Below are 24,890 nucleotides of genomic sequence, written 5' to 3' on the forward strand. Positions count from 1 at the left end.
TATTTGAGCAGCCGGAGTTCTCATCGTCACGTTTCTTAAATCACTTATAAAATCCTTTATCTTAAACATTCCGTCAAATCTTTTCCTTAACTTTAAGTAAAATAGTTTCAGATTATGAGAATAGAATATGATATAAAACTGGGTTTCAAAGATGTAATGTTCCGTCCGAAACGTTCCACGCTGAAATCCCGTTCAGAAGTTGATTTAGAGAGGGAATTCACATTCAGGCATACGAAGAAAAAATGGAAAGGGACCCCGATTATAGCGGCTAATATGGATACGGTAGGAACCTTTGAAATGGCTGCCGAGTTGGCAAAGGATAAGATCATTACGGCCATTCACAAACATTATACCCCGGAAGAATGGTCTGAATTTTTAAATTCCCAGCCGGAAGATATCCATCAGTATATCGCTCTAAGTACAGGGACCGGAACATCTGATGAGGAAAAGATAAGAACGATCCTTGAAAAGCACCCGAAAATTGAATTTCTCTGTATTGATGTGGCCAACGGTTATTCTGAACATTTTGTAGACTTTGTGAAGCGGGCAAGGGGCAATTTCCCGGATAAGATTATTATTGCGGGTAACGTAGTAACAGGCGAAATGGTGGAGGAGCTTCTTCTGGTAGGCGCAGACATTATTAAAGTGGGTATCGGGCCCGGTTCCGTATGTACCACGCGTGTAAAAACCGGTGTAGGTTATCCCCAGCTTTCTGCTGTTATCGAATGTGCAGATGCGGCACACGGTCTTGGCGGCCACATCATTGCTGACGGCGGATGTAAGGTGCCGGGTGATGTTTCAAAAGCGTTCGGCGGCGGTGCAGATTTTGTGATGCTGGGCGGAATGTTTGCAGGGCACGATGAAAGCGGCGGCGAAATCATTGAGGAAAATGGGAAAAAATTCCGCCTTTTTTACGGCATGAGTTCAAAAACTGCCATGGATAAACATTCAGGAGGAGTTGCGGAATACCGGGCTTCTGAAGGGAAAACGGTAAAAGTAGCTTACAAAGGTCAGGTTTCGGAAACGGTAAAGGACATTCTGGGCGGTGTCCGCTCAACCTGTACGTATGTCGGAGCTTCTACATTGAAGCAGCTGTCGAAAAGAACGACCTTCATCAGGGTACAGGAACAGGAAAATCAGATATTCAACGATTAGCTATTATTCAGTAGCCCGAATTCTGATACTGTAGAGAATATATAATGATCGGTCTGATATATCCTTAAAATAAATGTATACCAGACCGATATATGATAAACCCGACAAAACAATATGATGTGTTGTGCGGATATTAATTTTTTTACGTTAAAAGACCTCCGTCCACATTCAGGGTCTGCCCGTTGATGTAAGAAGCCATTTCACTTCCTAAAAATACACATGCATTGGCAATATCTGAGGTTTTACCCAATCTTTTCATCGGAATAGCCTCTGACCATTTCTGAGTAGCTTTTTCATCCAGAGCAGCCGTCATTTCAGTCTCAATAAACCCGGGAGCAATCGCGTTGCAGCGGATGTTTCTTGAACCCAGTTCCAGCGCAACCGATTTGGTAAAACCGATTACCCCTGCTTTAGAAGCTGCATAATTGGCCTGCCCTGCATTTCCGCTGATTCCAACTACGGAAGTCATATTGATGATAGCTCCTGATTTTGCTTTCATCATCGGCTTGATCACTGCTTTGGTAAGGTTGAATACAGAATCCAGGTTAATTCTTAATACTTTATCCCAATCATCTTTCGTCATCCTCAATAACAGATTATCTTTGGTAATCCCTGCATTATTGATCAGAATATCAATCTGACCGAATTCTGCCATTACTTCATCAACTAAGATTTGAGCCGCATCAAAATCCGATGCATCAGACTGGTACCCTTTAATTTGAGTTACAGAACTTAAAGTGGCTTCTAATTCCTTCGCTTTATCTACAGATCCGGCGTAAGTGAAAGCTATTTTTGCTCCCTGCTGTGCATACATTTCAGCAATGCCCTTACCGATTCCTCTTGTAGCTCCCGTTATTAATGCTACTTTTCCTTCTAATAGTTTCATATATAAGACAATTATTTCTTTATAACCTGACCAGCCGTTAGGAAACGGGCTAAATACAGTATTTAATGTTATCGTAACAAACAGCGACAAAGATATTATAAAATGTTATTCAATGCATTTGAAATCATTTTTTTAGCACAATTTTATAACTGTTTTTTGTCATAAGAGTTCCATGTATGTATTACCGCATATTCTGCAACTTTCCATAATTAAAAGCTTTCAGCAACAACTTTAACCTTTTTACTAAATTTTGATTTCTTTGATTAAAGAAATGCTTTTACTGTTTTGTATAAGAAAAACAGGTAAAATCATTTTTAATCAAATGGAATTATTGATGATAAGGACAATTTCTCCTTTTAACGTTTTGCTTTTTGAGAATTCAATGAGCTCTGTGATTGTTCCCCTTTGGGTTTCTTCAAACTTTTTGGAAATTTCACGGCTCAGGCTTATCTTGGTTTCTTCTCCGAAAAATTCTTTGATCTGCTCTAAAGTCGTATTGATCTTATGCGGACTTTCGTACAGAACAATGGTTTTCTTTTCTTCCGCAAGCTGCTTGAGCTTGGTCTGCCTTCCTTTTTTCTGGGGCAAAAACCCGGCAAACAGGAATTCATTATTCGGCAGCCCGGATACCACCAGCGCAGGAACAAAAGCGGTTGCGCCCGGTAAGCAGATCATTTCTATCTGATGGTCTGACCCCGCCTTTCCCAGAAGATAGCCCGGATCTGAAATACCCGGAGTGCCGGCATCGGTGATAATAGCAATATTCTGCCCGCTTTTAAGGTCTGTTATGACCTTTTCCGTTGTCTGATGCTCATTATGCAGATGATAGGATTTCAAAGGCTTGGAAATCTCGAAATGCTTCAGGAGCACTCCGGAAGTTCTTGTGTCTTCGCATAAAATATAATCTACTTCTTTCAGCACATGTACTGCCCTGAAGGTCATATCTTCCAGGTTCCCGATCGGTGTGGGAACAAAATATAGGATTCCGCTCAAAATGTAATTTATAAGAATTTATTTTCCACTAATATCCAGAGACGCTGGGCATATTCATCCACCTTATTCCATTTTTTGGAATAGTAAAGATCGCTCAGGTATTCTTTTGCCTCTTCCAGTGTTTTGAAACTGTTAAGCCGGCTTACCACTTCATTGAGTTCAGACTGGCTTCCCCCGAACAGTGTTTTTGAAAAGGCTATTTTATCGTTCAGATCCAGTTTAAATTCAGGTTTTTTCTTTTCTGCTTCCATAAAGCCGGTCGGAATATTGGCGTTTAAAATGCTTCCGGTATTTTCCTCTTTATTTGCAGGCGTTTGCTTTTCTTCAGGCCATTTTATTTCTAAATGATCATTTCCGAAAAGCGACTGAACCGCTTTTAAGCCTTTTATGTTGGCCAGTTTTATCTTTTTCTCCTGATAGGTTTCCTGATTTTCAAAATCTTCATCAGATGCAGGGGTATCTTTGAATGTTTCAGAAGCCTGTCTGTTAATCTCAACAATTCTTCTCCTGTCGTTAATCTCCGCTAAGATAGACTGTGCCTGTTTTTCTTCGGCCACTGACCCATTCTTAATTTCAGCAACTATATTTTCAGGATCAGAGGTTTCCGTCGGCATTTCACCCTGCTCTATCAAAGTATGTGAAAGACTGAATGGGTCTTGGTTTTCCTCGATCAGCAGATCTTCGTCTTCCAATGGTTCGTTATCAAAAATATCTGGCATCCGGTGAGTGATTTCAGGAACCTTTTGTTCATTTTTTATATGAGATTCAAAATGATCCTGAATTTTTTCCTCTTCATTAAAGGCGGTTACCTCACCATGATCTTCAGAGATTTCATTTTCAAACTCATCGATCTCACTCAGCTGATTATTAAAAACAGCCTCTTCCCGGGTTGTTTTTTCACCGAACATGTCCTCGTCAAAATCCTGATCATTTTCAGGCTCGGAATCTGCCAGAATTCTTTCTTCATCAATAAAATTCAAAGTGCCTCCGTTATACCCTGAAGGTTCATTTTCATCGATTTCATTCAGCTGATTATTGAAGACCGCTTCCTCTTCCGTTGTCTCATTCAGACTTTTTTCTTCAGGACTTTCTTTTCCGGTATTTTCTTCAGCGAGACTCACTAAAGTTTCATGAAGCTCACCCTCAACAATTTCATTTAGCTGATTATTGAAAATAGCTTCTTCCTCAGTAACGCCCATTGAAAAAGCTTCCTGCCTGCTTTCATGGATTTCATTTAATTCATTGTTAAAGATCGCCTCTTCCTCTGTGACTTCATAGCTTTGATTTTGTGATTCAGAAAAAGCATTTACCGCTGGGAAATCATTTTTCTTTTCAGAAACCGGGAAAAATTTTCCGTCTCCGGAATCGTGCCTATTTTTTTGAAGCAAGCGTAAAAATGTCATTTTTTCAGCAAGCTCATCCACAAGATCGTTCCTGGAAAGTAACTCATCAACGTGGTTTATTTGGTCCAAAATACCGATGATATTCTTGGATTCAAAAAAAATCTTTTCCTTTAAATCTTGGATGTTGTGCATATTAAGAATCTTATTAAAATTGCTTACTTTTGATCTTAAAAATATACGGCTAATTTAACAAATGTTTTTAGAAAATACAATTAATCATTCCAAACAAAGCGGCTGGATGGAAGTTATTTGTGGCTCCATGTTTTCCGGAAAAACCGAAGAGCTGATCCGGAGGCTGAGAAGAGCAGAAATGGCGGGCCAGAATGTGGAAATTTTTAAACCGAAACTGGATACACGATATTCTGAAGAGGATGTGATTTCCCACAACCAGAATAAGATCCGGAGTACCCCCGTGGAAAATCCTAACGAAATTCTCCTTTTGGCTTCCAATTGTGATGTGGTAGGAATTGATGAAGCCCAGTTTTTTGACGAAAGCATTGTGTATGTAGCTAACGAACTGGCCAATAGCGGCATAAGAGTAGTGGTTGCAGGCCTGGATATGGACTTTCTCGGCAGGCCTTTCGGTCCGATGCCGAATCTGATGGCCACCGCAGAATACGTGACGAAAGTACATGCCATCTGTAAAAGAACCGGAAATCTTGCAAATTACTCGATGAGGATTTCTCAGGGCAATAACCTGGTGGAACTGGGTGAAACGGAAAGCTACGAGGCGGTAAGCCGCCGTGTTTTTATTGATGAAGTACTTTTAAAGAGAAAAAATAATTAAATTGGCTAAGATTAAACCTTCATTTAATTGAACCGTTTAAATTAATATAAAGTCAGTTAATTTTAAGACAAATGTCTTGAAGTAGATTTATTTTAAATAAATTTATAGTCAATCTTATTAAAAACCTTGATTTTTCAAACTGTAAAACATGAATAAATTTTACGGATGTTTGAAATGATCCTACAATAAAAAGCAATACAGCAGAAAGGTACCAATGAACTACACAACACAACAGACTGCAGAAATCACCAATGCAAAGGTCATTGGAGACGATAAATTAGTAATCAGAAATATCGCTTTTGACAGCAGGATTATTTATTCTACCCGGGATACGGCGTTTATTGCTATCAATACCCAGAAAAATTCCGGAGAAAAGTTCATTGAATCTGCCATTGCCCGGGGAATTCATGTGATTATTTCAGAACACCGGTATCCTCAGTTCGAGAATATTACCTGGATTTTGGTTGAGAATTCCATTGCTTTTCTTCAGACTTTAGCCCGGTATCATTTCAAGAATGCCCGGCTTAAATCCATAGGCATTACGGGAAGTAACGGTAAAACCATTTTAAAGGAGTGGCTCTATCAATGTCTCTGGAATGAATTTTCTACAGTAAAAAGTCCGAAAAGTTTCAATTCACAGATTGGCCTTCCCCTCTCTTTGCTTCAGATCAATCCGTCACATGAAATAGGAATTTTTGAAGTCGGGATCTCAAAGCCTGATGAAATGGAAAAACTTGAACAGATATTCCATCCGCAGATCGGTTTGCTTACCCATATCGGTACGGCCCATCTTGCGAATTTTGAAAACGAAGAAGAATTGATTAACGAGAAAATCAGACTTTTTAAAGCATCCGAAGTCATTATTTACAACGGAGACAATCTATTGGTTGATAATAAGATAAAAGAACTGTATTCAGGTAAAAAATTAATCTCTTACGGCTTTCAGGAAAACAATCGGGTATACTTTAAAGCAGATGTTTCTAAAAATGAGAATTTAGTTGTTGTTTATTTTGATGAGGAAATCAGTTTCCCGGTACATCAGAGGGATGAAGCCACTTTAATGAATGCTTTGGCACTGGTGACCGTTTTAAAAGAACTGAGTATTGAAAATCACAAAATCATTGAAAAAATCAACACCCTGAAGGCTGTAGAAATGCGCCTTGAAGCTATTGAGGGCATTAAAAACAATATTATTATCAATGATTCTTTCAACCTGGATCTGGATTCCCTGAAAACCGCTTTACAGTTCTTAAATGAATACAACAAGCAGAAAAGGTCTCTTGTACTAACGGATATGATCGGGGTCAATGAAAACCATCATCAATTGTATGAAGAAGTTTCTGAACTCGTCAATGAACAGAAATTCGACCATGTTTTCCTGATCGGTGATGAAATATCAAAATTTAGTGAATTATTTAAATCTAAAACCTTTACTTTCACTAATACGCAGGAACTGATTGACAGCAAACATCTTAATGAAATAGAAAACCAGATTATCCTGCTTAAAGGAGCCAGGAAATTTGAAATTGAACGGCTTAAAGATATTCTTGAACTCAGAAAGCATGATACGGTATTAGAAGTAAATCTGAATGCGGTCCTCCATAATATTAATTTCCACAAATCACTGCTGAAGCCTGCTACCAAAATGATGGCTATGGTAAAAGCCAATGCCTATGGGTTGGGCAGTTATGAAATTTCAGAATTCCTGCAGCACCACCATATAGACTATCTTGGAGTAGCGTATGCAGATGAAGGCGTTGAACTGCGGAAAAAAGGCATTACCGTACCCATCGTGGTAATGAATCCCGAACAGCACAGCTATGAAGCGATAATCCAGTATAAGCTGGAACCGGAAATTTACAGTTTCAGGGTTCTCGGACTTTTTTATGAAGCAGTTCAGAAATCAGGCTATGATGAACACTACCCTATTCATATCAAACTTGAAACGGGAATGCACCGCCTTGGTTTTAAAGATGACGAATTGGACCATCTCAGTGAAATTTTACACCATACAACCCTTCAGGTTCAAAGTATTTTCAGCCATCTTTCGTCTTCAGATATACCGGATGAAAAGGAATTTACTTTGGATCAGCTGAAGACGTTTGATATCAACTCAACCCGTTTGATAAAAGCATTGGGATACACCCCTATACGCCATATATTAAACTCGTCAGGAATTACCAATTATACGGATCATCAGTATGACATGGTAAGGATCGGCATTGGTATGCTGGGAGAATCACCAAATAATAAAATACAGAGACAGCTGCATTCTGTAGTAAGTTTCAAAACGGTTATTTCACAGATTTCAACAGTAGAAAAGGGAGAGTCTGTAGGTTACAGCAGACGATTTAAAGCTGATCATACAACGAAAATTGCTACCCTTCCTGTAGGGTATGCAGACGGAATCCCGAGGCTGATCGGAAATCAGACCGGAAGCGTGGGAATCAATAAAACGCTGGCCCCTATCGTGGGAAGCATCTGCATGGATATGATGATGGTCAATGTCGATCATGTCCCGCATGTAAAAGAAGGCGACCCTGTTACCGTCTTTAATGCCAAACCCAGTCTGAAAGAATTTGCTGCGTACTGCAAAACCATCACATATGAAGTATTAACCTCTATTTCACCTAGGGTGAAAAGGATTTATATAAAAGATTAACTTATGAAAAAGCTCCTGGTCCTTTTATTTGCATTTCAAATGCTTTTGATTCATTCTCAGGTAAAGAAAGATCTGAAAATTCCCAAAAATCCAAGGATCGGACTTTCACTGGCCGGAGGCGGAGCTAAAGGGTTTTCCCACGTTGGAGTACTAAAAGTACTGGATTCTTTAGGAGTTAAGGTAGATTATATCGCCGGTACCAGTATGGGAGCGATTGTGGGCGGCCTGTATGCTTCGGGATATTCAGGAAAAGAAATTGAAAAAATCGTCATGGATACGGACTTCTATTCTTTAATCCTCGATCCTAAAGCGACCCGGCAGGAAACTACATTCTTTAACAAATCCGTAGATAAATACCTTTTATCGATTCCCCTTAAAAACGGAAAGATTACCCTGCCCTCTTCGATAAGTACCGGACAAAAAAATGTTTACTTGCTGAAAGAGCTTTTCAAAAACGTTTCCAATATCAATGACTTCTCAAAGCTGCCGATTCCCTTTATGTGTGTTGCCACCAATCTTGAAAGCGGGAATATGGAAATCTTTGAGAAAGGAGACCTGGTACAGTCTATCATGGCAAGTTCTGCTTTTCCGTCTTTAATGGATCCCGTAAAGATCGGAGACAGTATTTATATAGACGGCGCCATGACGGTAAATTATCCTTCAAAACCATTAAAGGATAAAGGCATTGATATTGTCATCGGTGTAGATCTTAACCAGGATCTTTCAAAGCGGGAAGATCTGAACAGTATTGTAGCCATATTAAATCAGGTAATTGATTTTGGAATTAAAAAGGATACCCGAAGACAATATAAATATACGGATATCAATATCAAGCCGGATCTGAAAGGCATGACGGCCACCAGCTATGACGAAAAGAAAAAAATCCTCGACAGCGGATATGCAGAAGGCCTCAAATATTCAAAGATACTGAACGAGCTCCCGAAAAGGCCCTTTGACCGCCTCAGACAGCATATAAATCCTATATATTCCAACGTATATAAGATAGACAGTATTTCTATAGAAGGCGGCCGGATTTACGGGGAAAACTATATCCTCGGGAAAATGGGATTGCGCCTACCCTCTCTTCAGACCTATGGAAGCATCAATAAAAAAATAGATAAACTGGTTGCCACCAATAATTATAAATTCATCAATTATGATATCGTTACAGAAAATAATGTCAATTTTCTTAAGTTGTATGTGACTGAAGATGAGTCCAGGCATTTTGTAAAATTCGGTTTACATTATGACGAGATCTTTAAAACCGGCCTGCTGGTAAATTATTCAGCAAAAAGGCTTCTGTTCAGAAACTCCAATCTTTCCCTTGATGTTATTGTCGGAGATAAGCCCAGATACTATTTAAATTATTTTATAGACAATGGCTACATTCCCGGCTTTGGAATATATTCTTCCGGCATGAGCTTTAATCTCAGGGATGCAGATAATAACGATACTGAAAAATGGATGTGGTTAAGGAATGAAACCTATATCCAATCGATCTGGAAAGATAAATTTGCTGTCGGAGGCGGAATCAGTCATGACTATTTTGAATCGGAAGTCAATGGCATCCACAAGAAGTACAGCCGGTTCTTAAATCCTTACCTGTTTCTGAAAAGCGATACGCAGGATGATAAAGACTTTCCTACCCGCGGAATTTATATTAACGCTGAAGGAAAAGTAATCGACCTCCTGAAATCTGAAGTTGAAAAAAGGCTGGTACAGGTAAAAGCGGATATCAGAATTAATTTCCCTCTTACCAAACAGTTTTCCTACCGTCTTAATCTCTATGGCGGAATTACCATAGGAGAAAATCTTCCTCAGTTTTATCAGTACCGGCTGGGAGGAATCTTTGAACAGAACCTGGTTAACTTCAGGAGCTTTGCCGGATTCTATTTTGGCCAGCTTACCACCAATAATGTAATCCTGATTTCAAATGATCTTCAGTTTAAATTCAATAAAAATTACTTTATCAGCGGAAACTTTTCTTTAGCCAATCTGTCGGATGATATAAGCTTCGAAGACGCGGTAAAATTAAATTACAGTTCGGTTGGACTTACGGCAGGATACAAATCTCCTTTCGGACAGATCAAGATCAACTTCAGTCACTCACTTAAAAATAACCAAAAAGGCATATTCAGTGTCATCCTAGGACATTGGTTTTAATTACATCATGATACAATTTTTTTACGAAAACATACCCGAATCCGTAAACACGGATTACACAATATGGCTGGAAGATATTATTATTTCAGAAGGAAAAAAACTTGGAGAAATCAATTATATATTCTGCGATGACGAATATTTATTAAAAGTAAACCAAGATTATTTACAGCATGATTATTATACAGACATCATTACTTTCGACTATGTAAAAGGCAGAACAATAAGCGGAGAGATTTTTGTATCTTTGCAGCGCATTTCAGATAACGCTTCTACCCTATCCGGAGAATACGAAGAAGAACTCAGAAGAGTTTTGGCTCACGGGATCCTTCATCTTTCCGGATATAAAGATAAAACAGAGGAGGAAGAAACAGTAATGCGAAGCAAAGAAGATTTTTATTTAGCAAAGTATAAGCATGAGATCATGTAAGCAGAAGCTTACATGATTCAGAAGCTTAATCCCGCTTTCCGCACTCGCTATTTTCTTTTCTTGCAAAAAAGAAAATGAGCTCAGACAAATGCTGCAATCGGGGCTAAAAGAACCGTAATACAGTTGATTCAATCATCTGTTCCGGCAGAATGTTTCACGTGAAACATTATAGAAAAAATTTAAAATATAAGGCTTAAAACAAGCGTAAAAATGATTTCAGAAATTTATGATGTAATAGTGGTGGGAGCCGGACACGCAGGATGTGAAGCAGCAGCTGCAGCCGCCAACCTGGGTTCTAAAACACTTCTGGTTACAATGAATATGCAGACCATCGGACAGATGAGCTGCAACCCGGCGATGGGAGGAATCGCGAAAGGACAGATTGTACGGGAAATTGATGCCATGGGAGGATACTCAGGAATCATTGCCGATAAATCTGCTATCCAGTTCAAAATGCTGAATCTGTCCAAAGGCCCTGCTATGTGGTCACCGAGAACACAGAATGACAGGATGCTCTTTGCTGAAGAATGGCGTATGGCATTAGAGAATACGCCAAATCTTGATTTCTTTCAGGATATGGTTAAGCAGCTTATTATAGAGAATAATAAAGTCACAGGAGTAGTTACTTCTTTGGGAATTGAAATAAAAGCACATTCTGTTGTCTTGACCAATGGTACTTTCCTGAATGGATTAATCCATGTCGGGGATAAACAATTAGGAGGCGGAAGAATGGGCGAACCCAGAGCCTTCGGAATTACGGAGCAACTCGTTTCTTTAGGTTTTGAAGCAGGCAGAATGAAAACCGGTACCCCACCCAGAGTAGATGGAAGAAGCCTGGATTATTCTAAAATGGAAGAACAGAAAGGCGATGAAAATCCCCAAAAATTCAGCTATTTGAATACCCCTAAGTTAACCAGACAATTAAGCTGCCATATCGTATATACCAATGAAACCGTCCACGATATTTTACGTGAAGGGTTTGACAGGAGTCCTATGTTCAACGGAACGATCCAGAGTTTAGGGCCTAGGTATTGCCCAAGCATTGAAGATAAGATCAATCGTTTTGCAGAAAGAAACAGACACCAGTTATTCGTAGAACCAGAAGGCTGGAGAACAGTCGAAATCTATGTCAATGGATTCAGTTCTTCTTTACCGGAAGATGTACAGGTAAAAGCCATGAAACACATTCCGGGATTTGAAAACGTAAAAGTATTCCGTCCGGGCTATGCCATTGAATATGACTACTTCCCCCCTACTCAGCTAAAACATACTTTAGAGACAAAACTGATCAACAATTTATATTTTGCAGGCCAGATCAACGGGACAACCGGCTATGAAGAAGCAGCGGGACAAGGATTGATGGCCGGGATTAACGCCCATAATAAAGTACATCAGAAAGATGACTTTATCTTAAACAGGGATGAAGCCTATATCGGTGTTCTTATTGATGACCTCATCACAAAAGGAACGGAAGAACCGTACAGGATGTTTACTTCAAGAGCAGAATACAGACTGCTTTTGCGACAGGATAATGCAGATATCAGATTAACCCGTAAAGCTTTTGACTTAGGTCTTGCAAAACAAGAGAGGCTTGAAAAAGTAGAAGAAAAGATAGCAAACAGTCAGGAACTTGAGACCTTTCTTCGCGAAACTTCTTTAAAGCCGGGAATGATTAATCCGATCCTGGAAAGCATAAAAAGCAACCCCGTAGATCAGGCATACCGGGCATCGCAGATTCTTACAAGACCAAATATGACGCTTGAAAAGCTCGAAAGTATTGAAGCCATTAAAGAAAAAGCATCCCATTACAGTAATGAAGTGAGAGAACAGGCCGAGATCAATATTAAATATAAAGGATATATTGAAAAAGAAAAGGAAAATGTAGCCAAGCTGAACCGCCTTGAAAATATTAAGATTCCTGAGGATTTTGAATACGCTAAAATTTCCAGCCTTTCTGCAGAAGCCAGGCAGAAAATGGCTAAGGTAAAGCCGAAAACTATTGCCCAGGCCGGAAGAATCAGCGGAGTTTCTCCTTCAGACATTAATGTATTATTGGTGTATTTAGGAAGATAATTAATATCATGTTTCACGTGAAACATTAAAAATATTTTTGAAAATTAATTAAAATTTGGAGTTTACAACAGCTTCAAATTTTATTTTAAATAATACTATATAATGAAAATTAAAGATCATTTTCTTTCTCAGGAAATATTTGAAATTACAGAAACCGAAACAAAAGGAGTTTTTAAAACTTCCCCTATTCCATCTGAGATTTCAAGATATTATGAAAGTGAAAATTATATATCCCATCATCAGGATTCCGGCAGTTTAAAAGAAAAGCTGTATAAATTTCTGCAGTCTTTTAATCTGCAGTATAAAAAAACCATTCTTTTAGACAGAATAAAAAAAGGTTCAAAAGTTTTAGATTACGGTTGCGGCGCAGGAGAATTTGTCAGGTATATCGAAAATGATTTTGAGACTTTTGGATTTGAACCGGATGCTGATGCACGAAAAGCAGCACAGGGCAAAATTTTAAAGGCAACTATTTTAAATGATATTAATTTTATTGAAAATAAAAGCCTGGATGCCATTACCTTATGGCACGTCTTTGAACATATTGAAAACCAGGATGAAATGCTTGAACTGTTTAACAGCAAACTGAAAGACAAAGGACTGCTGATTATTGCAGTACCCAACCCTACTTCGTATGATGCCCAGCATTATAAAGAATACTGGGCAGCGTATGATGTACCCCGGCACATTTATCATTTTTCAAAAAAAGGAATGGAAAATTTAATTTCAAAAAAACCGAACTGGAAAATGAGAAAGATCAAACCTCTGGTACTGGATTCTTATTACATATCCATGCTGAGCGAAAAATATAAAAAATCATCACTTTTCTGGCTAAAAGCAGTTATTCTTGGAACAATTTCTAATGTAAAAGCCCTTTTTTCAGCTGAATTTTCAAGTTTGATATACATTATCGAAAAAAAGTAGAAAATCGATTTTTGACAGGTTTATGAAGGCCAATTTTCTTTAATTTGATGATAAAAAATAAAAACCTCAGGAAAATTCCTGAGGTTTAATGTTAATTGTGGAGCTTCACACTCTTCCCATATAAAATTCATTTCAGCTGAATTATCTTGCCCTCCCCTACCCTTTTCTTATTCTAGATATAATGATGATATGAATTTAGTAGTAAACGCTTGAATCTTTAAAGTATTGATGAAGCATATTAATTATAATTTCTTAGATTTCATAGTACATTACATTTCACCTGGATTTCCTGATCAGTTAAAATCTGAACGAACAGATGTTAAAATAAAAGTCCATCATTAATTTGATAGACTTTGAAATTTTATATTAGAAATGTATTACTTATTAATTGCAGCAACTCCGGGAAGCTCAAGGCCTTCCAGACTCTCAAGCATTGCTCCTCCACCAGTAGAAACATAACTTACTTTGTCATCATATCCGAACTGCTTTACAAAAGCCACACTGTCCCCTCCTCCTACTAAAGAGAATGCGCCCAGTTTTGTAGCTTCAGCAATACTGTCACCCAATGCAACAGTCCCTGTCGCAAAATTCGACATTTCAAAAACTCCGATCGGCCCGTTCCACAGAATGGTCCGTGAATTTAAAAGAACATCATTGAACTGATCTCTGGACTTCGGACCTGCATCCATTCCCATCCATCCTTCCGGGATGGTATAAATATCCGATTCTTTCCTTTCAGCGTCATTGCTGAAACTCTCAGCAATAATTACATCAGAAGGGAGATATACTTTCACTTTATGTTCTTTTGCCTTCCCCAATATTTCAAGAGCCAGAGACAGTTTATCTTCTTCCACCAGTGAGTCCCCGATTTTACCGCCCAGTGCCTTGATGAATGTAAAAGCCATCCCGCCGCCAATGATCAGATTGTCTACTGCAGGTAAAATATTTTCTATAATGGTGATTTTAGTTGAAACTTTAGATCCACCTAAAATAGCCGTTACAGGCTTTTCACCACTTTTCAAAACCTTATCAATAGCCTTAAGTTCATCAGCCATCAATAAACCGAAAAACTTAGTTGAAGGAAAAAATTCAGCAATTACAGCAGTAGAGGCATGAGCTCTGTGCGCTGTACCGAAAGCGTCATTAACATAAGTATCAGCCAGTTGCGAAAGCTTTTCAGCAAAGCTACGGTCACCTTTTTCTTCTTCATTATGAAAACGCAGATTCTCAAGCAGTAAAATTTCGCCCGGCTTAATATCAGAAGCAGCCTGTTGCGCTTTCTCACCGATACAGTCGTCTACGAATTTTACTTCTTTTTCCAAAACCCTGGAAACTTCATCTGTAATATGTCTGAGTGAAAACTCATCCTTCACCTCTCCTTTAGGTCTTCCCAAGTGAGCCATCAAGATGACAGATCCCCCGTCTTTAAGAATTTTATCTACAGTAGGCTTCACCGCTGCAATCCTTGTGTTGTCTGCAACTTTCAGCTGGTCATCCTGTGGAACATTGAAATCCACCCTTACCAGAGCCTTCTTATCATTAAAATTGAAATCATTGATTGTTTTCATAAATAACCTAGAATTTTCTTTCCACAAATGTAAGATTTTAAAATTTTGGAAATGCGAGAGGTCCGTAAAAGTTTTCAGAAAAGTTTTACAGAATTTTCTCCGCAAGACCAACATCCACTAACCAACACTTTTTTCTTTATATAAAAAAAGAATACGCTATTGTTGTTGTGTGTTGTGAGTTTAGGGGATAACTTTTGTATAAAATCTTTATAACATTAAATTTCTGACCAATTCACAATTTATTTACATTATAAATCGCTGTAAATCTGTTTTTTCAGGTACTTACTAACAAATATTAGTAACTTTTCCCCAATTCCGTTTATGGATAACTGATTTCCGGAAAAACCGGTGACTTCGTGCAAAAAAGTTTTGCGAAGTTTGTATCGGAATTTTTGGACGTTCTTTCCATTACACATTTTTATAATGTTACGAAACATTTATTTTGCCGGAGTTATCCACAGTTATTCACAATGCTTTACACAATTTACTCCCGAATAACTAACACACTTTGTTATTATTCTTACCTTTGTCAGGAAATACATCTAAAAAAGTTTAATACAGGTATTATGAAAAGAAAAATTGCCATTGCCGCAGACCATGCAGGATTCGAATATAAAGAGATTGTTAAGAACTATTTATCAGAAAACTTTGAGGTTCAGGATTTTGGAACGTTTTCCACAGACAGTGTGGATTATCCTGACTTTGTTCACCCGGCGGCAACGTCTGTTGAGAATGGAGACAATGAGCTGGGTATATTGCTATGCGGAAGCGGAAACGGAGTTCAGATCACTGCAAACAAACACCAGAAAATCCGTTGTGCACTTTGCTGGATGCCGGAGATTGCCGTATTGGCAAGACAGCATAACGATGCCAATATGATTTCCATTCCTGCAAGATTCATATCCAAGGAACTGGCTATTGAAATTGCAGATAAATTCCTTTCAACAGACTTTGAAGGAGGCAGGCACCAGAACAGGGTAGATAAAATTGCATTTTGTTAAATATAAAGGCTTATCAGTCAACTGGTAAGCCTTATTTATTTTTTATTCTGTATATTTGCATCATTAAAGGGATATGATACGCTAAGTATTCCTGTACAACCTATATCATTTAAAAGATATTAAAAGAAGTTTTTTCTCCCCTCTTTTCCATATTTGTATTAAATTTATAGAAACTAAAAGCTTCCTGCTGTCGATGACTGGTAGGAAAATTGATGCTGTTGGTTATAAAAGTAAAACTTAAAGGGTTTTAATTGATATTAAAACTGTATAATTCATTAATAATAATAAAATGCCAAAAAAAAATAAATACATAAGTCAGAAAAATGACTCAAAACTTTTGGAAATCGGGAGATTGATCCTCCGTTTCATGAATCAGAACCAAACCAAAATATACAATTACAAGCAAATCTCAGATGGAATTGATCATAAAAACCCGAGACAGCGTGAAATGGTGATTCAGTCCCTGCATAAGCTTTTATCAAGTCAGAGAATCAAAGAAACTGAGAAAGGGAAATTCAGCATTAATCTTAATATTGAAGGAACTTTAACGGGAATTATCGATTTTAATCAAAGCGGAAATGCTTATGTAACGGTCGAAAATTTAAAAGATGATGTTTTCGTTCATTCTAAAAATGTAAAGGATGCTTTACAGGGTGACAAAGTACTTATTGTTACCTATAATTTTAAAGGTAAAAAGATGGAAGGCTCCGTGCTTGAAGTCCTGGAAAGAAACCGTACCGAATTTGTCGGAACTTTCCAGCTGGTTCCACATAAAGAATTCGGATTTGTGGTCTGTGATAAAAAAACAATCAATACCGATATCTTTATACCGAAAGGTAAGATAAATGGTGCAGAAAACGGTGATAAAGTAGTTGTAAAAATGCTGGAATGGAGGCCGGGCGACAAAAATCCTGATGGAGAAATTGTAAAGGTTTTAGGTGCTCCGGGAGAGCATGAAACCGAAATCCACTCTATCCTTGCAGAATACGGGCTTCCGTATGTATTCCCTGAAGATGTGGAAAGGGATGCCGATAAAATTGACAGGAGCATCAATGATGACGAAGTGGCCAAACGCCGGGATATGCGTGCCATTACTACATTCACCATTGACCCTAAAGATGCCAAAGATTTCGATGATGCATTATCAATTAGAAAACTGGAAAACGGGAACTGGGAAATTGGTGTTCACATTGCTGATGTTTCGCATTATGTAGTTCCAGGGACCATTCTTGATGATGAGGCCTATCAGAGAGCTACCTCAGTATATCTGGTAGACCGTGTAGTGCCGATGCTTCCTGAAGTTCTGAGTAATGATGTCTGTTCACTGCGACCGAATGAAGATAAATTTACGTTTTCCGCAGTTTTTGAACTGGATGATGAAGCTAAGATTCATAATCAGTGGTTTGGAAGAACCATTATCCATTCGGACAGAAGATTTACCTATGAAGAAGCCCAGGAAAGAATTGAAGGAAAGGATGGCGATTTCAAAGAAGAAATCCTTGTTATGGACAAGTTGGCAAAAATCATGCGTCAGCAAAGGATTAAGGATGGTGCAATCACCTTTGACAGAAGTGAGGTTAGGTTTAATCTCGATGAAAATAACAATCCTGTCGGAGTATATTTTAAAATCAGTAAAGATTCAAACCACCTGATCGAGGAATTCATGTTGCTGGCCAATAAAAAAGTATCAGAATTTGTTTCTCTGAATAAAAAAGGAGAGGTAAGCCAGAATACCTTTATTTACAGGGTTCACGATGATCCGGATCCCGCAAAATTAGAATCATTAAGGGATTTTGTTTCTACATTCGGATATAAAATGGACTTGGCCAATACTAAAAAAGTGGCCGAGTCTTTAAACAGGCTGTTGCATGATGTAAAAGGTAAAGGCGAGGAAAATATGATCGAAACACTGGCCATGCGAAGCATGAGCAAAGCCGTATATTCCACAGAGCCGATCGGTCATTATGGGCTTGGGTTTGAGTATTACAGCCACTTCACCTCTCCTATCCGCCGATATCCGGATTTGCTTGCCCACCGATTGCTGCAGCATTATCTGGACGGAGGAAAATCCCCCAACAAAGCAGAGCTAGATGAAAAAGCGAAACACTGCAGCTCTATGGAAAGGCTGGCTGCCGATGCAGAAAGAGATTCCATTAAATATATGCAGGTGAAATTTATGGAAAAACACCTGGGAGAAACTTTCACAGGGGTGATTTCCGGTGTAGCGGAATTCGGATTTTGGGTTGAAATTCCTGAAAACGGAGCTGAGGGCCTCATTAAACTGAGAGATTTGATGGATGATTCTTATACTTATGATAAATCTACCCATGCCGTTTACGGTTCAAGGACCGGGAATCGGTATCAGTTGGGAGATCAGGTAAAGATAAAAGTAGTTAAGGCAAATCTAATTCAGAAGCAGTTAGACTTCAAGATTGTTGAATAATTAAATCATAAAGTTTAAATTTGTAACGATCAGATGAAAATTTTTATTTTCATTTAAAAAATTACTGCATGTTTGAACTTATATTATCTGCTGTCGCATTAGGATTTATGCTGAGCCTGGTTTTTATAGGACCTATTTTTTTCCTTCTTATAGAAACCAGTTTTTCCAGAGGACCCAAACATGCTCTGGCATTGGATATCGGGGTAATTTCCGCAGATTTACTGTGTATCTTGGCAGCCTATTATGCAAGTGCAGATATTGTAACTTTAATTGACAAGCATCCTGGCTTTTACAGAATTACGGCGATACTTATCTTTGCTTACGGTATTGTAATGATGTTTACCAAAACCAAGATGCATATGTCCGGTGAAGAAAAAATCATTAGCCAGAACTATTTTAAGACGTTCATTAATGGTTTTTTCTTTAATCTTTTAAATGTGGGAGTCATCCTTTTCTGGCTGGTAACGGTGATTTCCGTAAGGAATCAGTATCCGGATACCGGCAATTTTATTTTATACATCGGAATTGTGATAGGCACTTACCTTTTCATTGACCTTATTAAAATCTTCCTGGCCAAACAGTTTCACGACAGGCTTACCCAAAGCCTTGCCAACAGAATCAGAAAAATCGTCGGCGGCATTCTTATCGGCTTCAGTTTCTTTATCTTTTTACAGAGCTTTAAAAAATTCAATCAGTTCGATAAGCGTCTGGAAGAAGCCGAGAAGACCGAAGTAAAATACCAAAAGCAGAAATGAAAAAAATAATCTTTCCGGAATCCCTTAAAAAGGGAGCGAAAATAGCGGTTATTTCTCCTGCAGGAGCTGTAGAAGCTTCCCAGTTAGAGCAAGGGATCGCTATGATTAAAAATAAAGGCTACGAACCTGTTTTGGGGGAACACCTGTACGCCAGGTTCTCTAACGGATACAATTACGCAGGAACCGAACAGGAAAGAATAAAAGACTTCAATTGGGCTTTAAATGACAGTGAAATTTCTGCAGTTTGGGCTTCCAGGGGCGGTTATGGTTGCCAGCATCTGATTGAGCATATAGAACTCAATGGTTTTAAGAACCATCCGAAATGGTACATCGGATATTCCGATAATACAGTTGTCCAGAGTTATTTATTAAAAAAAGGGTTTGCTTCCATCCACGGACAGACCGTTAAAACTTCGAGTTTTGGGGTGACTGATGAAAGCTATGATCTGATTTTCGATATTCTAGAAGGGAAAAGACCGGAATATAATTTTGCATCACATCCGTTAAATAGAACAGGCACTGTGGAAGGACCGCTTACCGGGGGGAATTTGGCCCTGATTTATGCGCTTCTGGGAACAAAATATTCATTTAAATTTAAGAATAGAATTCTGTTTATTGAAGATATCGGCGAGAGCTTTTATGCCCTTGACCGGATGATCATGAGTCTGGAACTGGCAGGAGTTTTCAATAAAATTTCAGGTTTGATTGTCGGTGGAATGACCAACATGGGCGATGAGAAAGAAAACGGTCAATATGGAGAAAGCTTCGATGAATTCGCTTACCGGCTGATTTCAGAAAGAATTTTAAAATATGATTTCCCTGTGATTTTCGGTTTCCCGAACGGACACATCATAGATAACAGGCCTTTGATTATTGGTGGAAATATCAGTATAAAGGTTGAAGATGATGTAAAGATTTTTTTTTAAGCTGCTGGCATTACTTTCAGAACTTTAATATTATACCCTTAACTCCAATGGCAGATCACAACGATTTCGGCAAAAAAGCAGAAGATTTGGCGGTAGAATTTTTACAGAAAAACGGCTATCAGATACTGGTCAGAAATTTCCGGTTTCAGAAAGCTGAGATAGATATCATTGCTGAAACAGATAACCAGATTATTATCGTAGAAGTAAAAGCCAGGTCCACGGATGCATTCATGCTGCCACAGGAAGCGGTGACCAAAACCAAGATCAAATCCATTGTATCGGCAGCCAACTATTATATGGAAGAATTTAATAAGCATCAGGAAGTAAGGTTTGATATAATTACTGTTCTTCCGGATGAGAAAAAAAAATTAGTCATTGAACATATTATTAATGCTTTCGAAGCATTCGATGCCAACTAAAATATGATAGCAATATATCATTTGCCAATGATTGTTGCATTATCAGATGAAGGGGTACATTTAAAAAATTAAAATTTGTATGAAAACAATAGTGATTACCGGTGCCACATCCGGGATAGGAAAGTCTACCGCAGAACTTCTGGCAAAACAGGGAAACAGGATCATCATTTGCGGACGAAGAACTGAAGTTTTGGAATCATTGAAAGAAGAACTTTCCATATTTGCCGAAATATTTAGTTTAAAGTTTGATGTAAGAAATCTTAGTGAAGTGGAAACAGCTTTCAGCTCTCTTCCGCAGGAATGGAAGAATATCGATGTCCTGATTAACAATGCAGGGAATGCCCACGGCCTGGATCCTCTTTCTGCCGGTAAAACAGATGACTGGGATTCGATGATTGACGGCAATGTAAAAGGCCTGCTGTATGTTTCTAAAATGGTTATTCCGGGAATGAAGGAAAAAAATTCCGGACATATTATAAACATCAGTTCCGTAGCAGCAAGGCAGACCTATGCAAACGGCGTGGTGTACTGTGCAACTAAAAAAGCAGTTGATGTTATATCCGAAGGGATGAGACTTGAGCTGACTGAATTCGGGATTAAGGTAACCAATATCCAGCCCGGAGCCGTGGAAACAGAATTTTCTATGGTAAGGTTCAAAGGAGATAGTGAAAGGGCAGCTACAGTGTATGCAGGATATGAACCTTTAAAAGCTGAAGATATCGCAGATTCAATAGCCTACTGCATTAATGCACCGAAACATGTATGCATTTCTGATATGACCATCTACCCTGCTGCTCAGGCAGAACCCAGAACTATTTACAGAAAATAGTCTCGAAATAATGGCTTAAATTTGCAGAGCGTTTCGCCATTTATGAATTGATAAATCGTGTAATGCTATTAAATTAAAAAAATGAAAATCTTATATCTTGAAACCTCTTCAAAAAACTGTTCGGTAGCTATTTCAGATGATGAAAAGTTATTGTGCTTAACCGAAGAAGTTTCTGAAAATTATAAACAGTCTGAAAGCCTTCACACATTTGTAGAATGGGCTTTAGAAGGGGCCGGAATTTCAATACAGGATATTGAAGCGGTTTCTTTAGGACAGGGCCCGGGCTCTTACACAGGGTTAAGAATTGGTTCTTCATCAGCGAAGGGCTTCTGTTATGGTTTAAAAGTCCCTTTGATTGCTATCAATTCTATGGAAAGCATGATAGCGCCTTTTTTGGGCCAGAATTTTGATCTGATTATCCCATTGATCGATGCCAGGAGAATGGAAGTTTATACAGCAGTTTACGACGGGAAAACAGGTGATGAAATCTCCGGAACGGAAGCAAAGATTTTGGATGAAACCTCATTTAAGGAATATAAAGATAAAAAAGTACTGTTTATAGGAGACGGAGCCTTGAAAGCAAAAGAAATTTTTCAGTTTCCTGATGCTGAATTTAATGAAAATGTTTACCCTTCCGCACAGTATCTGATCAAAAAGACTATTGACAAAATTCATCATGAGGAGTTTGAAGATATTGCGTATTTTGAGCCGTTTTATCTCAAGGATTTTCATGGCGTGAAGAAAAAGAGACCATCAGATCCGATGTAATTACAAAATAAATAAGCAATTGCATATCATAAAAAAAGCGGAGAATAATTCTCCGCTTTTTTGTTTATTGTAGTTTTGCAGGAACCGAGTTTATGTCTGATGGCTGCATTTGCTGGTTGCTATTATTCTGTTTTCTTCTTGGCCTGTTGCCATTAATGCCGTTGCCGGATGGCTGCGTAGGCTGGGGATTGCTCATCTGTCCGTTCCCCGGATTTTGTGGTATACCTATAGCGTTAGTCTGACCGGGCTGCTGAGGAATGTTATTGCCCATAGCCGCGGGATTTTTAGATAATGCATTTCCTTTGTTATCCGTTGGCTGGAATGAAAGATCGGTCTTGAGATAATTCAGCATTTCCTTCGCTTTTTCTCCTTCAGGGGTTTTGGAATAATTTAAAACAATCTGTTCCAGCTGAAGGATCATTACCTCTTTCCCACTTGATTTTCCTGAGTTGAATGCATTTAATAAATACAGTTTCGGAACCAGCGCATCCTTAGGATATTTCTGGATGGTCTGATCAATGATGTCTTTACTGTCCCCGAATTTTTCGGATTCATACAATGCGAATGCCTGTTTATACTGGCTTTCAACATCCTCGGAAGATTTTACAAACGTACTGTTTTTCGGATTTCTTGCAAACTCGGCATAAGAAGTATACGGGTAATCTTTTAAGAGGATCTGTTTGGCTCTTTCTGCCACCTGCGGGTTTTTCAGGTGATTCATCGCAAAGATTTCATACAGTGCCTGCAGCATTACTTTTTCTTCAGGCTTTACATCAACCAAGTCATAGAGGGTTTTGGTAGCCAGAGGAGTATTCGTAAAATAATTCTGATACATTACCCCTAATCCTAATGAAGCAGTGTCCCTGTCCTTTTTCAGCTGATCCAGCTTTGCCATATCCGTCGGAATCTGTTCAATATAAAAAGTAGGCTCAAAACGCCTTGGATTCGGTGCTTTGGTGGTTCCCAGAGCATCGTTTTTCATATCCTCAATCGTAGCCATTTTTTTTGATGAACGCCAGTTATCTACCAAAGCCCTGTCTCCCCAGGTCTGTTTAAAGGTCTGGGTTCCTTTTGAAACCGTTCCTGTATTGGAAAAATAAAATCCTCTGTTGGTCACTCCGAAATCTTCAAAAGAATTTGAGCTGTTGGCAAAAATTGAAGCTGCACTGTAATCTCCCGTATCAAATCCCTTGCTTCTCTCCGCACGTCTTCTTTCCAGTTCATCTTTTTCCTCCTTAACTTTTATTTTGGCAATATATTTTGAGAAGAAGTCGGTTTTCTGCTCCGGAGACATCTTGGCCAGGTTCAGAATACTGTCATTCTTCTTGATCATATAATAATTTTTAGAGATCTTCTTGATGTAGACGGACTGATCCGCCAAAAGAACCTTTGATGGTTCATAGGTCATCACTGCTAAAGCAGAATCATAATAGGCCCCTGCCCCGATATAATCGTTTTTATCTAAATACCCTTTTCCGATTTCATAATACGCCAATCCACGGATCTGTCCGTCTGAAACTTTTTCTGCCAGTGATTTCCTGAAATATTCCTGAGCTTCGTCCTTTTTTCCGGCCTTGTTGGCCATAAGTCCCAAAGCATAATAAAACTCGTTCTTTCTGGAACCGTAGGTGCCTTTTGTGCTGATGTCCTCAAGGTATTTTCTGGCTCCGCTGTAATCTCCATTGCCGTTGAAAGTTTTGGCAATTTCAATCTGGGATTTTACTTCAAATTCAAAATCATTGGCATACTTGTAAGCAGCCATGAAGCTTTCCCGTGCTTTTTCATTTTGATTGAGATTCTCTAAGACCTGCCCTCTCAGGTAAGCAATCCGGCTTTTCAGTTTTCTGTTGCTGTTGAGTTCGAAAGCATTATTCAGCTCTTTTACGGCTTCTTCTTTTTTACCTGCATCCAGAAGCGATTCAGAATAGTAGATGCTTAACAGCTTTTCATATTGCTTGCTGATTTTTTCGCTTTTTAATTTTGCGAAAACTTCATGGGCCTTGTGGTAATTTTTTATCTGATCATAAGCCAAGCCCTGATAAATTCTTGCCAGAGGAATTCTTTTGTCGTCCTTCATATGGGTAAAAACATAGTTCAGGGCATCCAAGGCCTCCAATGACTTTCCTCTGTAAATCCTGGCCTGTGCAAGGATCATATAAGCATCAAAAATCTGTTTGTTCTGCTCCTCCCCGTGTCTGACCACAGAATATTTATTAATGGCTTTCAAAGCTTTGGCTTCAGCAATTTCCAGTGTGCTGGCTCCTTTCTGTTCTGGCTGGTTAGGGCTCCCTGCTCCCGTTGCATTTCCCGTTCCGCCTGGCATGGTTGGACCTCCGGACAATCCTGGCTGCATGGATGGAGAGCTTTCTCTTCCGTTGCTGCTTTGGGAGGGCCTGTTGACTTCAGCCATTTTCATTGAGTTTTCAGCAAAAGCTGAAGACTGTCCAAGGTCACTCCCCAATGGCTGGTCCTCATAAGTAAGGATGGGGATAAACGGCGCATAAAAATTGTCTTTATGGGCTTTATCTCTTGTCTCAAATTCATTATTTAATGCGTCCTTGGCATTGAATAAGGTATTGTAATATGTGGTAAATCCTTTCATGAACTTCGATCGCTGTTCCGGCTTCTTGGTTTTTGTAGCACAGGAAGCAGCAAGACAGAGTATCAAAAGGAATAAGATATTCTTTTTCATTATTTAATATAACTCG

The 24,890-nt window shown here is 38.7% G+C and carries 19 protein-coding genes; 14 read left to right on the forward strand and 5 right to left on the reverse strand.

Translation table 11 applies throughout. The features are described from left to right. Nucleotides 1-114 precede the first annotated feature (114 nt). Entirely contained in the window at nucleotides 115-1,155 is a 1,041-nt protein-coding gene (locus H561_RS0112225; protein ID WP_027387277.1) for a GMP reductase, read from the forward strand. A gap of 142 nt (nucleotides 1,156-1,297) precedes the next feature. Here H561_RS0112225 and fabG read toward each other — a convergent pair whose 3' ends face one another. The 3 genes from fabG to H561_RS0112240 form a co-directional block, all read right to left on the reverse strand. Next, on the reverse strand, nucleotides 1,298-2,041 hold the full coding sequence (gene fabG / locus H561_RS0112230) for a 3-oxoacyl-[acyl-carrier-protein] reductase (protein ID WP_027387278.1): 744 nt from the start codon (nucleotides 2,039-2,041) through the stop codon (nucleotides 1,298-1,300). 318 nt (nucleotides 2,042-2,359) lie between these two features. Continuing rightward, complete coding sequence (gene rsmI, locus H561_RS0112235) at nucleotides 2,360-3,034, reverse strand: 16S rRNA (cytidine(1402)-2'-O)-methyltransferase (RefSeq protein ID WP_027387279.1); 675 nt, start codon at nucleotides 3,032-3,034, stop codon at nucleotides 2,360-2,362. 8 nt (nucleotides 3,035-3,042) lie between these two features. Then, nucleotides 3,043-4,569, reverse strand: coding sequence for a hypothetical protein (locus H561_RS0112240; protein WP_027387280.1), 1,527 nt, complete (start codon nucleotides 4,567-4,569; stop codon nucleotides 3,043-3,045). A 61-nt stretch (nucleotides 4,570-4,630) separates the two neighbouring features. Between H561_RS0112240 and H561_RS0112245 the strand changes: the two genes are divergently transcribed. From H561_RS0112245 to H561_RS0112270, 6 genes are all read left to right on the forward strand, one after another. Beyond that, nucleotides 4,631-5,224: a thymidine kinase gene (locus H561_RS0112245; RefSeq protein ID WP_027387281.1), complete on the forward strand. Its 594-nt coding sequence runs from the start codon at nucleotides 4,631-4,633 to the stop codon at nucleotides 5,222-5,224. Nucleotides 5,225-5,438: 214 nt separating this feature from the next. Then, a complete protein-coding gene (locus H561_RS0112250) occupies nucleotides 5,439-7,886 on the forward strand; it encodes a bifunctional UDP-N-acetylmuramoyl-tripeptide:D-alanyl-D-alanine ligase/alanine racemase (RefSeq protein WP_027387282.1) in 2,448 nt (815 codons plus the stop codon). Nucleotides 7,887-7,889: 3 nt separating this feature from the next. Then, nucleotides 7,890-10,049, forward strand: a complete 2,160-nt coding sequence (locus H561_RS0112255) for a patatin-like phospholipase family protein (RefSeq protein WP_027387283.1) — start codon at nucleotides 7,890-7,892, stop codon at nucleotides 10,047-10,049. Between the two features lie 7 nt (nucleotides 10,050-10,056). Beyond that, entirely contained in the window at nucleotides 10,057-10,476 is a 420-nt protein-coding gene (gene ybeY / locus H561_RS0112260; protein ID WP_027387284.1) for an rRNA maturation RNase YbeY, read from the forward strand. Between the two features lie 210 nt (nucleotides 10,477-10,686). Next, the gene (gene mnmG, locus H561_RS0112265) at nucleotides 10,687-12,549 is read left to right on the forward strand and encodes a tRNA uridine-5-carboxymethylaminomethyl(34) synthesis enzyme MnmG (protein ID WP_027387285.1); all 1,863 of its coding nucleotides are present in this window, start codon (nucleotides 10,687-10,689) and stop codon (nucleotides 12,547-12,549) included. Between the two features lie 102 nt (nucleotides 12,550-12,651). After that, on the forward strand, nucleotides 12,652-13,473 hold the full coding sequence (locus H561_RS0112270; RefSeq protein ID WP_027387286.1) for a class I SAM-dependent methyltransferase: 822 nt from the start codon (nucleotides 12,652-12,654) through the stop codon (nucleotides 13,471-13,473). Between the two features lie 377 nt (nucleotides 13,474-13,850). Here the strand turns inward: H561_RS0112270 and H561_RS0112275 are convergent, their stop codons facing one another. After that, nucleotides 13,851-15,041: a phosphoglycerate kinase gene (locus H561_RS0112275; protein WP_027387287.1), complete on the reverse strand. Its 1,191-nt coding sequence runs from the start codon at nucleotides 15,039-15,041 to the stop codon at nucleotides 13,851-13,853. Between the two features lie 566 nt (nucleotides 15,042-15,607). Here H561_RS0112275 and rpiB point away from each other — a divergent pair. The 7 genes from rpiB to tsaB all read left to right on the forward strand — a co-directional run bounded on the left by rpiB (nucleotide 15,608) and on the right by tsaB (nucleotide 22,182). After that, nucleotides 15,608-16,042, forward strand: coding sequence for a ribose 5-phosphate isomerase B (gene rpiB, locus H561_RS0112280; protein ID WP_027387288.1), 435 nt, complete (start codon nucleotides 15,608-15,610; stop codon nucleotides 16,040-16,042). Between the two features lie 289 nt (nucleotides 16,043-16,331). Then, a complete protein-coding gene (gene rnr, locus H561_RS0112285; protein ID WP_027387289.1) occupies nucleotides 16,332-18,485 on the forward strand; it encodes a ribonuclease R in 2,154 nt (717 codons plus the stop codon). A 68-nt stretch (nucleotides 18,486-18,553) separates the two neighbouring features. Further along, nucleotides 18,554-19,240 (forward strand): LysE family translocator, encoded by a 687-nt coding sequence (locus tag H561_RS0112290; RefSeq protein ID WP_027387290.1) that lies wholly within the window; start codon nucleotides 18,554-18,556, stop codon nucleotides 19,238-19,240. Continuing rightward, nucleotides 19,237-20,166 carry a S66 peptidase family protein gene (locus H561_RS0112295; protein WP_027387291.1) on the forward strand — a complete coding sequence of 310 codons (930 nt, stop codon included), beginning with the start codon at nucleotides 19,237-19,239 and terminating at the stop codon, nucleotides 20,164-20,166. The genes H561_RS0112290 and H561_RS0112295 overlap by 4 nt, the downstream gene beginning before the upstream one ends. A gap of 47 nt (nucleotides 20,167-20,213) precedes the next feature. Next, the gene (locus H561_RS0112300) at nucleotides 20,214-20,585 is read left to right on the forward strand and encodes a YraN family protein (protein ID WP_027387292.1); all 372 of its coding nucleotides are present in this window, start codon (nucleotides 20,214-20,216) and stop codon (nucleotides 20,583-20,585) included. Nucleotides 20,586-20,664: 79 nt separating this feature from the next. Beyond that, on the forward strand, nucleotides 20,665-21,414 hold the full coding sequence (locus H561_RS0112305; RefSeq protein ID WP_027387293.1) for an SDR family NAD(P)-dependent oxidoreductase: 750 nt from the start codon (nucleotides 20,665-20,667) through the stop codon (nucleotides 21,412-21,414). Nucleotides 21,415-21,495: 81 nt separating this feature from the next. Then, on the forward strand, nucleotides 21,496-22,182 hold the full coding sequence (gene tsaB, locus H561_RS0112310; RefSeq protein ID WP_027387294.1) for a tRNA (adenosine(37)-N6)-threonylcarbamoyltransferase complex dimerization subunit type 1 TsaB: 687 nt from the start codon (nucleotides 21,496-21,498) through the stop codon (nucleotides 22,180-22,182). A 64-nt stretch (nucleotides 22,183-22,246) separates the two neighbouring features. Here the strand turns inward: tsaB and porW are convergent, their stop codons facing one another. Continuing rightward, nucleotides 22,247-24,874 (reverse strand): type IX secretion system periplasmic lipoprotein PorW/SprE, encoded by a 2,628-nt coding sequence (porW, locus tag H561_RS0112315; protein ID WP_027387295.1) that lies wholly within the window; start codon nucleotides 24,872-24,874, stop codon nucleotides 22,247-22,249. Nucleotides 24,875-24,890: the final 16 nt, after the last annotated feature.

Origin of the sequence: Chryseobacterium gregarium DSM 19109, assembly GCF_000430845.1 — a bacterium.
GTDB classification, from domain to species: Bacteria; Bacteroidota; Bacteroidia; order Flavobacteriales; family Weeksellaceae; genus Chryseobacterium; species Chryseobacterium gregarium.

Excerpts from the sequence above, each read along its gene's own strand:
- H561_RS0112225 (WP_027387277.1), top strand. The coding sequence starts at position 115 with ATGAGAATAGAATATGATATAAAACTGGGTTTCAAAGATGTAATGTTC.
- fabG (WP_027387278.1), bottom strand. The coding sequence starts at position 2,041 with ATGAAACTATTAGAAGGAAAAGTAGCATTAATAACGGGAGCTACAAGA.
- H561_RS0112240 (WP_027387280.1), bottom strand. The coding sequence starts at position 4,569 with ATGCACAACATCCAAGATTTAAAGGAAAAGATTTTTTTTGAATCCAAG.
- H561_RS0112245 (WP_027387281.1), top strand. The coding sequence starts at position 4,631 with ATGTTTTTAGAAAATACAATTAATCATTCCAAACAAAGCGGCTGGATG.
- H561_RS0112250 (WP_027387282.1), top strand. The coding sequence starts at position 5,439 with ATGAACTACACAACACAACAGACTGCAGAAATCACCAATGCAAAGGTC.
- H561_RS0112255 (WP_027387283.1), top strand. The coding sequence starts at position 7,890 with ATGAAAAAGCTCCTGGTCCTTTTATTTGCATTTCAAATGCTTTTGATT.
- ybeY (WP_027387284.1), top strand. The coding sequence starts at position 10,057 with ATGATACAATTTTTTTACGAAAACATACCCGAATCCGTAAACACGGAT.
- mnmG (WP_027387285.1), top strand. The coding sequence starts at position 10,687 with ATGATTTCAGAAATTTATGATGTAATAGTGGTGGGAGCCGGACACGCA.
- H561_RS0112270 (WP_027387286.1), top strand. The coding sequence starts at position 12,652 with ATGAAAATTAAAGATCATTTTCTTTCTCAGGAAATATTTGAAATTACA.
- H561_RS0112275 (WP_027387287.1), bottom strand. The coding sequence starts at position 15,041 with ATGAAAACAATCAATGATTTCAATTTTAATGATAAGAAGGCTCTGGTA.
- rpiB (WP_027387288.1), top strand. The coding sequence starts at position 15,608 with ATGAAAAGAAAAATTGCCATTGCCGCAGACCATGCAGGATTCGAATAT.
- rnr (WP_027387289.1), top strand. The coding sequence starts at position 16,332 with ATGCCAAAAAAAAATAAATACATAAGTCAGAAAAATGACTCAAAACTT.
- H561_RS0112290 (WP_027387290.1), top strand. The coding sequence starts at position 18,554 with ATGTTTGAACTTATATTATCTGCTGTCGCATTAGGATTTATGCTGAGC.
- H561_RS0112295 (WP_027387291.1), top strand. The coding sequence starts at position 19,237 with ATGAAAAAAATAATCTTTCCGGAATCCCTTAAAAAGGGAGCGAAAATA.
- H561_RS0112300 (WP_027387292.1), top strand. The coding sequence starts at position 20,214 with ATGGCAGATCACAACGATTTCGGCAAAAAAGCAGAAGATTTGGCGGTA.
- H561_RS0112305 (WP_027387293.1), top strand. The coding sequence starts at position 20,665 with ATGAAAACAATAGTGATTACCGGTGCCACATCCGGGATAGGAAAGTCT.
- tsaB (WP_027387294.1), top strand. The coding sequence starts at position 21,496 with ATGAAAATCTTATATCTTGAAACCTCTTCAAAAAACTGTTCGGTAGCT.
- porW (WP_027387295.1), bottom strand. The coding sequence starts at position 24,874 with ATGAAAAAGAATATCTTATTCCTTTTGATACTCTGTCTTGCTGCTTCC.